The organism is Streptomyces candidus (assembly GCF_014207445.1).
Classification (GTDB): Bacteria; Actinomycetota; Actinomycetes; order Streptomycetales; family Streptomycetaceae; genus Streptomyces; species Streptomyces candidus.
Window position 1 is genome coordinate 141,122 of sequence record NZ_JACHEM010000010.1, and the last position, 13,668, is coordinate 154,789.

The 13,668-nt window shown below is 70.5% G+C and carries 10 protein-coding genes; 2 read left to right on the forward strand and 8 right to left on the reverse strand.

Features of this window, described 5'->3' with window-relative positions:
- The 5 genes from HNQ79_RS19905 to HNQ79_RS19925 form a co-directional block, all read right to left on the reverse strand.
- Window positions 1-177, reverse strand: coding sequence for a DUF6104 family protein (locus HNQ79_RS19905; protein WP_185032935.1), 177 nt, complete (start codon window positions 175-177; stop codon window positions 1-3).
- A gap of 94 nt (window positions 178-271) precedes the next feature.
- Window positions 272-4,096, reverse strand: a complete 3,825-nt coding sequence (locus HNQ79_RS19910) for a multifunctional oxoglutarate decarboxylase/oxoglutarate dehydrogenase thiamine pyrophosphate-binding subunit/dihydrolipoyllysine-residue succinyltransferase subunit (protein ID WP_185032937.1) — start codon at window positions 4,094-4,096, stop codon at window positions 272-274.
- Window positions 4,097-4,375: 279 nt separating this feature from the next.
- Complete coding sequence (locus tag HNQ79_RS19915; RefSeq protein WP_185033212.1) at window positions 4,376-5,434, reverse strand: HAMP domain-containing sensor histidine kinase; 1,059 nt, start codon at window positions 5,432-5,434, stop codon at window positions 4,376-4,378.
- A 245-nt stretch (window positions 5,435-5,679) separates the two neighbouring features.
- Window positions 5,680-6,417, reverse strand: a complete 738-nt coding sequence (locus HNQ79_RS19920; protein ID WP_185032939.1) for a response regulator transcription factor — start codon at window positions 6,415-6,417, stop codon at window positions 5,680-5,682.
- 400 nt (window positions 6,418-6,817) lie between these two features.
- Window positions 6,818-8,326, reverse strand: coding sequence for a DUF4246 domain-containing protein (locus HNQ79_RS19925; RefSeq protein ID WP_185032941.1), 1,509 nt, complete (start codon window positions 8,324-8,326; stop codon window positions 6,818-6,820).
- Window positions 8,327-8,799: 473 nt separating this feature from the next.
- Here HNQ79_RS19925 and HNQ79_RS19930 point away from each other — a divergent pair, with 473 nt between their 5' ends.
- Window positions 8,800-9,825, forward strand: a complete 1,026-nt coding sequence (locus HNQ79_RS19930) for a rhomboid-like protein (protein ID WP_185032943.1) — start codon at window positions 8,800-8,802, stop codon at window positions 9,823-9,825.
- Window positions 9,826-9,934: 109 nt separating this feature from the next.
- Entirely contained in the window at window positions 9,935-11,086 is a 1,152-nt protein-coding gene (locus HNQ79_RS19935) for a serine hydrolase domain-containing protein (RefSeq protein ID WP_185032945.1), read from the forward strand.
- On the opposite strand, the gene HNQ79_RS19940 is transcribed toward HNQ79_RS19935, so the two are convergent.
- Genes HNQ79_RS19940 through HNQ79_RS19950 form a run of 3 tightly spaced genes read right to left on the reverse strand, consistent with a single transcriptional unit; the run spans window position 11,076 to window position 13,531 of the window.
- Window positions 11,076-11,741, reverse strand: a complete 666-nt coding sequence (locus tag HNQ79_RS19940) for a hypothetical protein (RefSeq protein WP_185032947.1) — start codon at window positions 11,739-11,741, stop codon at window positions 11,076-11,078. The two genes, HNQ79_RS19935 and HNQ79_RS19940, sit on opposite strands and share 11 nt — an antisense overlap.
- Window positions 11,742-11,743: 2 nt before the next feature.
- Window positions 11,744-12,817: a DUF3626 domain-containing protein gene (locus HNQ79_RS19945; protein WP_185032949.1), complete on the reverse strand. Its 1,074-nt coding sequence runs from the start codon at window positions 12,815-12,817 to the stop codon at window positions 11,744-11,746.
- Window positions 12,818-12,859: 42 nt separating this feature from the next.
- Window positions 12,860-13,531, reverse strand: coding sequence for a GNAT family N-acetyltransferase (locus tag HNQ79_RS19950; RefSeq protein WP_185032951.1), 672 nt, complete (start codon window positions 13,529-13,531; stop codon window positions 12,860-12,862).
- Window positions 13,532-13,668 lie beyond the last annotated feature (137 nt).

Here is a 13,668-nt window from a genome sequence, read left to right on the forward strand (position 1 = left end):
TCACTCCTCGTCGTCGTCCATGCGCGCCAGCCACGTCGCCAAACGTTCCACCGGGACCTCGAAGTCCGGGTTGAGGTCCACGAACGTACGGAGCTGCTCGGCGAGCCACTCGAAGGTGACCTCCTCCTCGCCCCGGCGCTTCTCCAGCTCTTCGATGCCACGGTCGGTGAAGTACATGCCCACAGGATAAAGCCGCACGTGGGAGGGCCCGTCCCCGCGAGGCGAACTCACGGGGACGGGCCCTTGTGTCACGTACGACGGCTACCGGAACTCAGGCGTCGAAGACCTCGTTCATCAGCGCCTGCTGCTCCGCCTGGTGGCGCTTCGCCGACCCGACCGCCGGCGAGGAGCCGTGCGGGCGGGAGATGCGGCGCAGCCGCTCGCCGTGCGGGATGTCCGCGCCGACGGCCAGGTCCAGGTGGTCGATCAGGTTGAGCGCGATGAACGGCCAGGCGCCCTGGTTCGCGGGCTCCTCCTGCGTCCACAGGTACTTCTCGGCGTTCGGGTACTTGGCGATCTCTGCCTGGAGCTCGGCACCCGGCAGCGGGTACAGGCGCTCCACGCGGATGATCGCGGTGTCCGTGGTGCCGCGCTTCTTCCGCTCGGCGTCCAGGTCGTAGTAGACCTTGCCGGAGCAGAAGACGACCTTGCGGACCGCCGCGGCGTCGACCGACCCGTCGCCGATGACCGGGCGGAAGCCGCCCGTGGTGAACTCCTCCGCCTTGGACGCCGCCGCCTTCAGACGCAGCATCGACTTCGGGGTGAAGACGACCAGCGGCTTGTGGTGCGGGTTGTGGACCTGCCAGCGCAGCAGGTGGAAGTAGTTCGACGGGAGGGTCGGCATCGCGACCGTCATGTTGTCCTGCGCGCACAGCTGGAGGAAGCGCTCGATGCGGGCGGACGAGTGGTCCGGGCCCTGGCCCTCGTAACCGTGCGGCAGCAGCAGCGTGACGCCCGAGTGCTGGCCCCACTTCTGCTCGGCGGCCGAGATGTACTCGTCGACGACGGTCTGCGCGCCGTTGACGAAGTCGCCGAACTGCGCCTCCCAGAGGACGAGTGCCTCGGGGCGGGCCAGCGAGTAGCCGTACTCGAAGCCCATGACCGCGTACTCGGAGAGCAGCGAGTCGTAGACGTTGTAGCGGGCCTGCTCGTCGGAGAGGTAGTTCAGCGGGGTGTAGTCCTCGCCGGTGTTCTGGTCGACGAGCACCGCGTGCCGCTGGCCGAAGGTGCCGCGGCGCGAGTCCTGGCCGGACAGGCGGACCGGGGTGCCCTCCATGAGGAGCGAACCGAAGGCGAGGGTCTCGCCCATGCCCCAGTCGATCGTGCCGTCCTCGATCATCGCCGCGCGGCGCTGGATCTGCGGCATGAGCCGCGGGTGCACCGTGACGTTGTCGGGGATGTTGACCTGCGACTCGGCGACCCGCTTGACGACCTCCTGGGAGACCGCGGTCTCCACGGCCACCGGGAACGCCGGCTGCGGCTGCGGGACGTGCGCCTCGGCGGGGGCCTGGGTGGCCTCGCGGACCTCGACGAAGACCTTCTCCAACTGGCCCTGGAAGTCCTGGAGCGCCTGCTCCGCCTCTTCCATGGTGATGTCGCCGCGGCCGATGAGGGACTCGGTGTACAGCTTGCGCACCGAGCGCTTCTTGTCGATCAGCGTGTACATCTGCGGGTTGGTGAAGGACGGGTTGTCCGTCTCGTTGTGCCCGCGACGGCGGTAGCAGATCAGGTCGATGACGACGTCCTTGTTGAACGCCTGACGGAACTCGAACGCCAGGCGCGCCACGCGGACGCAGGCCTCCGGGTCGTCGCCGTTCACGTGGAAGATCGGCGCCTCGATCATGCGGGCCACGTCGGTGGCGTACATGGAGGAACGCGCCGACTCCGGCGAGGCCGTGAAGCCGACCTGGTTGTTGATGACGATGTGGACCGTGCCGCCGGTGCGGTAGCCGCGCAGCTGCGACATGTTCAGGGTCTCGGCCACCACGCCCTGGCCCGCGAAGGCCGCGTCGCCGTGCAGGGCGACGGGCAGGACGGTGAAGTCCGTGCCGCCCTTGTTGATGATGTCCTGCTTGGCGCGGGCGATGCCCTCGATGACCGGGTCGACCGTCTCCAGGTGGGAGGGGTTGGCGGCCAGCGACACCTTGATCTGCTCGCCGTCCAGGCCGGTGAAGGTGCCCTCGGCGCCCAGGTGGTACTTCACGTCGCCCGAGCCGTGCATCGACTTCGGGTCGAGGTTGCCCTCGAACTCGCGGAAGATCTGCGCGTACGACTTGCCCACGATGTTCGCCAGGACGTTCAGCCGGCCGCGGTGGGCCATGCCGATGACGACCTCGTCCAGGCGAGACTCGGCGGCGGAGTCGAGGACCGCGTCGAGCAGCGGGATGACGGACTCGCCGCCCTCCAGGGAGAAGCGCTTCTGGCCGACGTACTTGGTCTGCAGGAACGTCTCGAACGCCTCGGCCGCGTTCAGCCGGCGCAGGATGCGCAGTTGCTCCTCGCGCTCCGGCTTGGAGTGCGGGCGCTCGACGCGGTCCTGGATCCACTTGCGCTGCTTCGGGTCCTGGATGTGCATGAACTCGATGCCGGTGGTGCGGCAGTACGAGTCGCGCAGCACGCCGAGGATGTCGCGGAGCTTCATCATCGACTTCGACGCGAAACCGCCGACGGCGAACTCGCGCTCCAGGTCCCACAGCGTCAGCCCGTGCTCGTTGATGTCGAGGTCGGGGTGCTTGCGCTGCTTGTACTCCAGCGGGTCGGTGTCGGCCATGACGTGGCCGCGCACCCGGTAGGAGTGGATCAGCTCGAAGACGCGGGCGGCCTTGGTGACGTCGTCGTCGTGGCTGGTGTCGATGTCCTTGAGCCAGCGGACGGGCTCGTAGGGGATGCGCAGCGCCTTGAAGACGTCGTCGTAGAAGCCGTTCTCGCCCAGCAGCAGGTTCGCGACGATGCGCAGGAACTCGCCGGAGGCCGCGCCCTGGATGACCCGGTGGTCGTACGTCGAGGTCAGCGTCATGACCTTCGAGATGCCCAGCTTGTTCAGGGTGTCCTGGCTGGTGCCCTGGAACTCGGCCGGGTAGTCCATCGAGCCGACGCCCATGATGACCGACTGACCGGGCATCAGACGCGGCACGGAGTGGACGGTGCCGAGGCCGCCCGGGTTGGTGAGGGAGACCGTCACGCCCGTGAAGTCGTCCATCGTCAGCTTGTTGTCGCGGGCCCGGCGGACGATGTCCTCGTACGCCTGCCAGAACTCGAAGAAGTCGAGCGTCTCGGCCTTCTTGATGCCGGCGACGACGAGCTGGCGGTCGCCGTTCGGCTTCACCAGGTCGATCGCCAGACCGAAGTTGATGTGCTCCGGCTTCACCAGGGTCGGCTTGCCGTCCTTCTGGGTGAAGGAGTAGTTCATCGACGGCATGGCCTTGATGGCCTGCACCATCGCGAAGCCGATGAGGTGGGTGAAGGAGATCTTCCCGCCCCGGGCGCGCTTCAGATGGTTGTTGATGACGATGCGGTTGTCGAAGAGCAGCTTCACCGGGACCGCGCGCACGGACGTCGCCGTGGGTACTTCCACGGAGGCGTTCATGTTCTTCGCGACGGCGGCGGCGGGGCCGCGCAGGGTGACGTACTCGGGGCCGACCGGGGCGGAGTCCTCGGCGGATGCGACGGGCTTCACGGGTGCGGCCTTCTGTGCGGGTGCGGATGCGGACGCCTTCGCGGCGGGCTTGGCTGCCGGGGCTGCGGCGGGCTGCGCCGGTGCGGCGGCCGGAGGGGCCGCCTTCGGGGCGGCGGCGGGCTGCGCCGGGGCCTTGGCTGCCGGTGCCGGGGCGGCGGGTGCTGCCTGTGCCGGTGCGGCGGCGGGTGCCGCCTGTGTGGCGGGGGCCGACTTCTCTGCCGTACCGGCGGAGGCGCCCGGCTTGTAGTCGGCGAAGAAGTCCCACCAGGCGCGGTCGACGGAACTGGGGTCCTGGAGGTACTGCTGGTAGATCTCGTCGACGAGCCACTCATTGGGACCGAAGGATGCGGCAGGGTTCTTCCCCTGCCCGTCCTGGTCGGTCGACGAGAGACTTGAGCTACTGGGGGACTGAGACGACACGGCGTTAACCGCCCTCTTCCGCTTCGCAAGGTGGTGGACAGCGGAAATAAAGGCTACGCCTCCCCGGCCGGGAGATGCAGACCGGGCGGTGCATCCGTCGCGTAAGTCACACCGGAGAGCCGGTTTCGCCGCACGTTTTGGCGGGAAACAAGCGTGGTTCCGCTGTGGACTGCGCGTCAACCGGGTGCGAGCCGGGTGCATCCGACCGAGGATGCGAGCAATGCTTCCGCATCCTGGCAGGACGGACGCAGAACGTCCGTATCTGGTTCGAACCCTACGTCAAGCCGTAGGGCGGGCGGTCCCCGGAAGGGTGACCTGGATCCGGCAACCACGCTCGGATTCGGCCACGCCGATCCGGCCGCCGTGCAGATCCACCGCCCACCGCGCGATGGCCAGGCCGAGACCCGTGCCGCCGTCGCCGCCCGAGGTGTGCTGGGCAGGCGCCTTCCCCTGATTGAACCGTTCGAAAACGCGGTGCCACTCCGACTTCGGTATCCCCGGACCCTCGTCCAGGACCTCCAGCTCCAGGCCCCCGGGACTCTCCCCGGCCCGCGCCCGGACCGTCACCCGGCCGTGCGGAGGGCTGTGCTTGACCGCGTTGTCGATCAGGTTGGCGACCACCTGGTGCAACCGCTCCTGGTCCGCGTGCGCGGTCAGCTCGGGCGGAGACACGTCCAGGTGCAGATGTACGTCCTTGCGCGTGTGATGTCCGGACCCGGAGACCAGGCCGCGCTGCGCGGCGGCCAGATTGGCCTCCTTCAGCACGCCCGACAAATACGGCCACACCTCGAACCGGTGCGCCTTCAGAGGTACGACACCGTTGTCGAGCCTGGCCAGGTCCAGCAGCGTCTCCACCAGCCCGCCGAGCCGCTCGGTCTGCTTGAGCGCGGTCCGCATGGTCTCCGGATCGGCCGCGACGACGCCGTCCACCACGTTCTCCAGCACGGCGCGCAGCGCGGCGATCGGGGTGCGCAGTTCGTGCGAGACGTTGGCGACCAGTTCCTTGCGGTTCTCGTCGACTGCCTGAAGGTCCTCGGCCATGCGGTTGAGCGTGGTCGCCAGCCCGCCCAGCTCGTCGCGCCGGTCCGTGCCGCCGACCCGCTGCGTGTAGTCGCCGTGCGCCATCGCGGCGGCGACCTGCCGCATCTCGTCGAGCGGCTTCGTCAGGTTGTGCGCCACGAACTGGGTGATCAGCATGGACGCGATGATCGAGAAGACGGTGATGAAGCGCAGCTCGGTCTTGGTGGCCAGTGCCACCATCACCAGCCCCGTGGTGAGCGCCACCGAGACGACGACGAGCGAGATCAGCTTCGCCCGGATCGTGAAGGGCCGCAGCATGAAGGGGCGCAGGGAGAAGGGCAGCGCGCGCGCCACCCTGTGCACCAGGCCCCTCGCGAAGGTCCCGTCCCGCGGGGAGCCGCCGCCCGGACGCAGGACCCGGCGGAGCCCGCCGGCGGAGCGCCGGGGGCGGTGCCCGCAGGTGGGACAGCCGGGGACGGCGGCGCCCGCCCGCTGCCGCGGGCCCGGCACGTTCCGTCCCGGTCTCCCGCCCACCGCCCGCGCTCCCGCCCCGGCCGTACCGCTCACGGCGCCGGGGTCTCCAGCGCGTAGCCCACTCCGTGCACGGTACGGATGCGCTCCGCACCGATCTTCCTGCGCAGCGCCTTGATGTGACTGTCGACGGTCCGGGTGCCGGAGGCGTCCGCCCAGTCCCACACCTCGGCGAGCAGCTGCTCCCGGGAGAGCACGGCGCGCGGTGTGTTCGCCAGGCAGACCAGCAGGTCGAACTCGGTGGGCGTGAGGTGCACGTCCTCGCTGTTCACCCGTACCCGGCGCTGGGCGTGGTCGATCTCCAGTTCGCCGAGGCGCAGGATCCCGCTGCGGGGAGTGGACGCGGCGATGGTGGCGCGCTCGACCCGGCGCAGCAGGACGTGCACCCGGGCGGCCAGTTCCCGCATGGAGAACGGTTTCGTCATGTAGTCGTCGGCGCCGACTCCGAGCCCGACGAGCATGTCGGTCTCGTCGTCGCGCGCGGTGAGCATCAGTACCGGTACCGGACGCTGTGCCTGGACCCGGCGGCAGACTTCGAGTCCGTCGAAGCCGGGGAGCATGATGTCGAGGACCATCAGGTCCGGCTGCCAGGCCTCGGCGGTGTCCACCGCCGCAGGGCCGTCGCCCGCCGTCTGCACCTGGAAGCCCTCGGCCCTCAGGCGGGCCGCGATGTTGTCCACGATCGTGGCATCGTCCTCGACGACCAGTACCCGGCGCTGTGCACCGGGAGTGGCCGCGAGGCCGTTGTGGCTGGTGTGTGTCTGCTCCATCGCCCCGCCCCTGGAGTGCGTTCGTCTGATCCCGCGGTCAGATGGCAGCGTAAGGGCACTGACCAGCCCACGGCTACGCGGTGCGACGACCGCCGGAGGAGACCAAAGCCCAGGGATCGGACATTGCTCCCCTCTCCTTCCCAACCTGGCTGAAAGCGACATTAAGCAAGGACTTTTCGAAACTCGACGCAGGACAACTCGCACTGTGCACAGTGAAGTAGACGTTGCGTAGGCGAAGTGCCGCGCTGTGTCGCCACGGTGACTCGTTGTCCACCGGGGTCATGGTTGTACGCGCAAACGTGAGGGAGCTGTGAATGTTGTCTCGCGTACGGTCGCCGGGTTCCGCGCCGTCGGTGTGGGCGCAGGCCCCGGACGGTCAGTGTGCCCGGAGCCGGAGCGATCAGTGCTCGCAGAGCGAGAATTCCCGTTCGTAGAGCTGCTCGTTGTGCTCGTCGACGAAGAACTTGCGTTCGCGCATGAGCTGTTCGCGGTAATCGCGGGCCTGTGCGAGCGTCATGGTCGACGTGTCGGACCAGGGTTGCTGCGGCGGTACGTCGGACGTGGAGACGATCCTTTCCGACGGGTCGACCAGGAAGAACGCCAGGATCTTACGGTGTCCCGGACGGGTCGGGTCCGCGAGCCGGAACGAGCCGACACGGTGTTGCAGGACGTTCGGGAAGGCGAGGCAGCGGCCCGCCGGGGTCGCGGCCGATCCCAGCACCTGGTTCAGCGCGTCCTCGTTCTCCAGGCCGTAGACCTCGCGCACGCCGTTGTCGTCGCTCTGCTCGTACTCGGGGTCGTCGAGCGCGGCCCGGAAACTCAGCCGGCTTTCGGTGATGTTCTCGCTGCCCCAGTAGTAGATGCCGGTAGAGACGATCCGCTCGTTCAGCATCCCCTCGACGTGCCAGGAACCGCCGGAGTACTCCGGCTTCTCCGGGGTGAGGTGGATGGTCGCGAGCTTGACGATCACCTGGAGGCTCCGGCCGCGCAGATCGACGCGGTCGGACGCGCCGGGCAGCTCGGGCGGGCTGAAGACCGGGGCATCCGGGACGACGGGGCACCGGTTGTCCCACCAGTCGTCCTGGGCCTGCTGGTACGCGTCGACAGCCTTCGCGAAGGCCTCCTTGTCGGGGTACGCGGAGCTGTCCGGGTACTGGGGCTCCGAGTCGTACCACCCGTAGGGGTCCGCCTCGATCCGAAGCGGCCGCGGATGGCGCAGGTCGGTCAGGACGTTCTCCAGCAACGGGCGCATGCGCGCGAACAAGTCCGGCAGCACGGCGGCGAGTTCGCGATGGGCCTCGGGGTGCACGTTGTTGACGTACGAGCGGAGGACGACACCACCGTCCTCGTTGACGTCGACGTCCGTGGGCAGCCACTGGAACTTCTCCGAGAACTCGTACCGCGCATAGTGGTTCGTCGGGTTCCGCCAGGCCCGCTCCGGCTCGCCACTCACCCCTCTCACCAGGCAGAACAGCGAAGGATGCACCAGGTCCAGCACCTGCCCGCCGGACCCGGGATGCCAGTCCAGGTCCTCCTCGGGAACCTGCTCCAGCACCCGGACCGCCGCGCGCAGCCGGGACCTGAGCCCTTCGTCGACCAGCACGTCCGACTGCCACACTCCGTCGACGCCGGACACCTCGGCACCCGTCCGCCCGTCCCGTAGCGCGGCGTAGTGCCGCAGCTCGTCGAGCACATAGCGGACCTGCGCCTCGGTGAGCCCCTGAGCCAGGGCCTCCCGCGTCCATCTGCCGACGATCTCCGTGTCGTTCATCTTCTCGAACCACCGCGGCTTCGACCGGATGAGGGCGCTGCACTGCATCATCTGCAACTCGCGCAGAGTCCGCGGCGTCGCGAAGGATATGGACCGGGCAGCGTGGAAAGGCAGCGGGAAAGCAGACAGCTCGGACAATTCTCTCGGTCCTTCGACTCGGCGTGCGGTGGCGGGAGAATACTGCAGCCGACTGACAGTGGAGTGGCGGTGTGCGGCGGTCCCGCGGGACGGGGTCGCTCGTGGCGGTACCGCCGGCCAGCCCGCCGATCGGCCGGAGGTCGCATGAGTGTGGTTGCGTATCCGTCGTGTCCCGAGGTCCCCACGTCGCTGGGCCTCCCGCCTGACTCCCGCTTGGCCGTGCGCCCGCGACGCGGGAGGCGAGAGGAAGGTTGCCCCAGGGGGCCGTGGTGTGAGGTGAGTCATAGCCGCGTGGGGATATCCGCGAGAAAGGTGGGCGTTATCTGTATCGGAAGCAGCTGATCCGGTGCTGTGCAACACCAGCAGACGAAGCAAGTGAAACGCGAGAGACGCGGCCGAGGGACACGGGCGTGGCTTGACGATTCCGGCCGCCCGCCCCGAGCGCGGTGCCCGGGGGAATGGGGCCTCACGCAGTGCACCGAGCAGCGACGAAGCCGAAGTGGAAGACGAGCGCGCATCCGAAGCGCGCGGCCGGGGAGCCGGGCCAGGAGTCGGTTCACCCGCAGGAGCCGGAACCGGAGGGGGGACAGCTCCGGGCGCCGGGGTCCGGCGGAGCGGTGGTGCTGTCGGCCGTCCCGGAGCAGCGGTTGGCCACCGGCGCGCCCCGTCCGGACCGCGCGGACGGTGTCCCCCGCACCCCGGGCACGGTCCGCGCGGACGGTGTCCCCCGCACCCCGGGCACGGTCCGCGCGGTCCGAACGGCCAGCACGGCTCGTACGGCCCCCGCTCCCGCCGCACCCGACTCCCACTGCGCCCCGGCGGCTTCTGAGGCGTCCGCCCCCGGCGGCCCTGCCCCCGCCCGTCGCTGGCACCTCTGGCATCTTCTTCCGACCCCCACCGGCACCCCCTTCACCTTCGGTTACGCCCTCCTCCTCGTTGCCACCTCCCTCTACGCCCAGTTCGGCGACCCCGACACCGTGTCCGCGATGCTCCGGGCCTCCAGTACCGATGTGGACCACCTGACCCGGGCCCCGCTCGTCGCGCTCGTCGGCAGTGCGCTGTGGGTCGCCGGCGGGCTGGCCTCTCCGTACGCCCTGGGGTTCCTCGTGGTGCTCACCGCGCTGGAGCGCCGCATCGGTGGCCTCCGCAGCGCCGGGGTGTTCGCGTTCGGGCACGTGGTGGCGTCCCTCGCCACCGAGCTTCCGGTGGGATTCGCGGTCGCGGTGGGGCACCTGCCCGAGACCTCGCTGTACCGGCTCGACTTCGGCATCAGCTTCGGGCTGATGGCGTGCGTGGGCGCACTGGCCGCGGTGCTGCGGCTGCGGTGGCTGCGCTGGGCGCTGCTTGGCGCCGTCGGTCTGGTACTGCTGCAGGACCTCATCGCTTATGCCGACCCGCTGACCGCACTCGGCCACCCGCTGGCCCTGTGCCTGGGGCTGGCGACCTGGCCGCTCGTACGCCGGTGGAAGGCGGAGCGCGCCGCGCCGTCGTACCTCTGAACATCGCCGGGCCCCGCCTCGCGTACCGAAAACCGCTGGCCAACGAGTCGACGACCTCCGTACGGTCTGCATCGACGACCGGCCGTCGAACGACCGAGGGGGAGCCGCGATGACCGACGCGAGCGTGTGCACCGACCTGACGAAGCAGCTTCAGCGAGCCGCCGACGAGCTGGTGGAGTCCGGCGCGGAACGCGGCATGCAGGTCGCCGTCCACCGGCACGGCGAGCTGGTCGCGGACATCGTCGCCGGGATCGCCGATCCGGCCACCGGCCGTGAGGTCCGGCCCGACACCCCCTTCTACAACTTCTCCCTGGGCAAGGGAGTCACCGCGACGCTCGCCCACGTGTGTGCCGAGCGCGGGTACTTCGGCGAACGGGGTTACGACACCCCCGTCGCCGACCTCTGGCCCGAGTTCGCCGCGCACGGCAAGCAGGCGGTGACGGTCAGGCATGCCCTCACCCACTCGGCAGGCGTCCCTGGAATCCCCGCCGCCACCACCCACGCCGAGCTCTGCGACTGGGACGCCATGTGCGCGGCCCTCGCCGACGTGCAGCCCTGGTGGGAGCCGGGCGCAGCCGTCGGCTATCACGCCTACACCTTCGGCTACCTCGTCGGCGAGATCGTCCGCCGCACCACGGGCCGCAGCCTCACGGACGTCCTGCGCGAGGAGCTGACCGACCCGCTCGGCATCACCGACGAGCTGTACTTCGGGATGCCCGAGGCTCAGCAGCACAGGCTTGCCCGGCTGGAGGAGGACCCCGCGCGGGCCGCCGCCTTCGATCTCTCACAGCTCCCCGACGACCTGCCGATGTTCAGGGCCGCGCCCAAGCACCTTTTCCCGAGTGCCGCGTTCGGCAACAGGGCCGACATCCTGGCCGCCGACATACCCGCCGGAGCGAAGACCTCCGCGCGTGCCGTCGCCCGCATGTACGCGGCGGTACTGGGTGAGGTCGACGGCGTGCGTCTGCTCTCCCCCGAGCGCACCCGCGAGGCGACCGCCCTCGCCATGAGCGGTCCGGATCAGCTCATGGGCAACGAGTCCGCCTGGGCGCTCGGCTATGCCGTCGGCCTGCCCCACGGGTCCGCCGCAACCGAGCCGACCGTTTTCGGCATGGCCGGTGTGGGCGGTAGCTGGGCGGGTGCGGACACGGCGACCGGTACCGCGTGGGCGATCACCAAGAACGTCCTCGGCGCGAACGACCCGACGGTGGCCCGCATCTCCCACATCGTCCGCAATCACCCCGCGACCACTACGAGCTGAGTGCCGGCAGCGCCGCGATCACCCGGTCCAGCCCCGGGACCTTCTGCATCCCGTCCGTGACGACCTCGCGGCCCCGGTACACCACGGCCGTCATGATCCCGTCCGCGACCGGCGGGTCGGCGACGGACACCCGGGGGAGCGAGGCGAAGTCGGAAGCGGCGAGGGCGTCACGGAGTTCGGCCAGGGCGGCGGCGCTCATCCGGCCCTTGTCGGTGCCCTTCTTCCGGTCGAGCGTGGTGTACGACCCGTCGGCGCGCACCAGGACGCTGCGGTGCCGTCCGTCGATGCCGCCGGTGACGGTGGCGGTGACGAGGAGCTGCCCCTTCGCGGGGGCGGAGGGGGAGGGCGGCGTCGTGCCGGACGGCGGGGGTGTGCCGGGCGGTGAGGGCGGGGCGGGTGAGGGGGCGGTGGGCGACGCGGTGGGCGTCCGCGGTGGTTCGTTTCCGCCGGGCTCTGTCGACCCAGTGGCTCCCGTCGAGCTGCCGTCGCCGGTCGGCCTGCTGGTTCCCGTCGGGCCGTTTCCGCTCCCGCATCCCGCCATCAGCATCCCGCTCAGGACCGTCGCCACCACTGTCCTCGCCGTTGTGCCCGCGCGTCGCATGATGCTCCCGTCGTCCGCCGTCTCGTCCGCTCCTCGCTTCGACGTACGGACCACCCCTACGCGTTCCCCCGGCCGCCGCTCGCCGGATGCCCGAACCGCACCAGAACGTGCCACAACTGCTTGACGTACTGGAGCACTTCGTCCCGGCTGCCCCACTGCGCCCACGCGGCCGGTTCCCGTACCACCGAGGCCGCGGCCCGCCCCAGCACCTCGGCGTCGAGCACGCCGCGGCGTGCGTACGAGGAGCAGATCCGGGCGGCCAGCGGGACCATCACCGGGCCGCGGAACTCCGCGTCCACCTCGTGGGGCCGCAGTGCGAAACCGGTGTGCCACTCCACCTCGGTCCCCGACCGTGCGGCGACCTCCGCGAGCAGCCGACCGGTCTCCGTACCGTCGAAGGACGGGTCCAGTACCAGGGCTTCGGCGTCCTCCGCGAGGGAGAGCGGTCCGTGCACCTGGGCCTCGACGTACGCGTCGAGCGAGCGGCCGGGGGAGGCGGGCGCGGGGGCGTGCGGCAGCGTGCGGACGAGGGCGGCGGCGTCGGGCTGTTCCGCGAGCAGGGCGGCGAGGACCGGCGCGAAGGAGTCGGCGGTGCCGAGGTGCGCGGGGCCCAGGTGGCTGTCGTTGTGGCAGAACGTGGCGCGCGCATTCACCGCCGGGCGCAGCCGTACGTGGCAGGAGCCGAAGCGGGGGGCGGCGCCGTCCGGGTACTGGCGCAGATTGAGCGCGCCGTACTTGGGGCGCTCGGCGGGGCGAACCCCGGCCGCGTGGTACGCCCCGCCGAACAGGGCGTCCTCCCAGCCGTCGCGCAGCCCGCCGGGGAACGCGGTGCGGCTCCCGTTGGACAGGCCCGTCTCGTACTGGCTGCGGTACACCCCGTCCTCGGCGAGGGACTCGGCGAGGGTGCGGCCGTCGGCGAGGAGCCGGTCGGGGTGGAAGTTGAGGGTGATGCGGGCGTGGTCGCGGACCGTGGCCAGCAGCCCGGCCGCGTCCGGGGGGAGGGCCCCGGGCGGTGGGGCGCCGGCCCGTGCCACGCTCCGGACGTGCCGGAGGGCGGCGCGCTGGGCGCCGGTGAGGCGGGCGGGCGCGGGTCTGCCGGTGACCTCGCTCGGGCGCGCGGTGGTGGCCAAGGCGGTGCTCCCCCGGGAGGCGGCCGTCACCGGCGCGCCCGTTCAGTTTCCGTCGGTTTCCGCGACCGTACGGAAGACGCCCGTCAACGGCGAGACCTTTTCCCAGCCCAGGGTGGTGTAGAGGGCGCGGCCGTCGTCCGTGGCACCCAGTACGCAGTCCAGGGCGCCCTGTTTGGCGGCATAAGCCTGCAGGGTGCGCATCATCAGGGTGCCGAGGCCCCGTCGGCGATGGGCCCGGCCGGTCTCCACCTGGTCGACGACCGCCGTTGTGCCGGTGACGGCGACCTGGCCCCGGGCGCCCAGGCTGCCGTCGGCGGCCAGGACCAGGACACGGGTCAGGCCGGCCCGGGTCCAGCTGCGGCGGAGGTATCCGGTGGGGACGTCGGGGGCGGCGGTGGGGTGGACCAGCGGCAGGGTCATGAGGTGGCCGGGGGTGTCGTACTCCCAGCCGTCGGTCATCCACGGGGCCACCACCTCGGGCGGCTCCAGGAACTTGATCCAGGTGCCGGGGGCGGCGTCCGCGTGCAGAAGCTTGCGGACGGTGGCCTCCTCGGACGCGGAGCCGTCGAGGAGGACGTGCCGGGAGACCGCGTTCGGCAGCCCGATGTCGATCGTCACGCCCCACGGCTGCGGAAGGGGCTCCGCGGCTCCGCGTGAGAGAGCCCAGCCCTCGGTCCAGGCGCGGGCGGCGTCGTCGGCGGTGGCGAAAGCCATCAGGATCTCCCCGTGTAATAGATGAATGCTGTCTGGGGTTATTACATCCGGGAAATCGGTGCGCCGTCGAGCGCTGATCGCTCAGAGCGAACACGGATCGGGGAACACTGGGGAGCTCATATGCATTGAGTCCATAC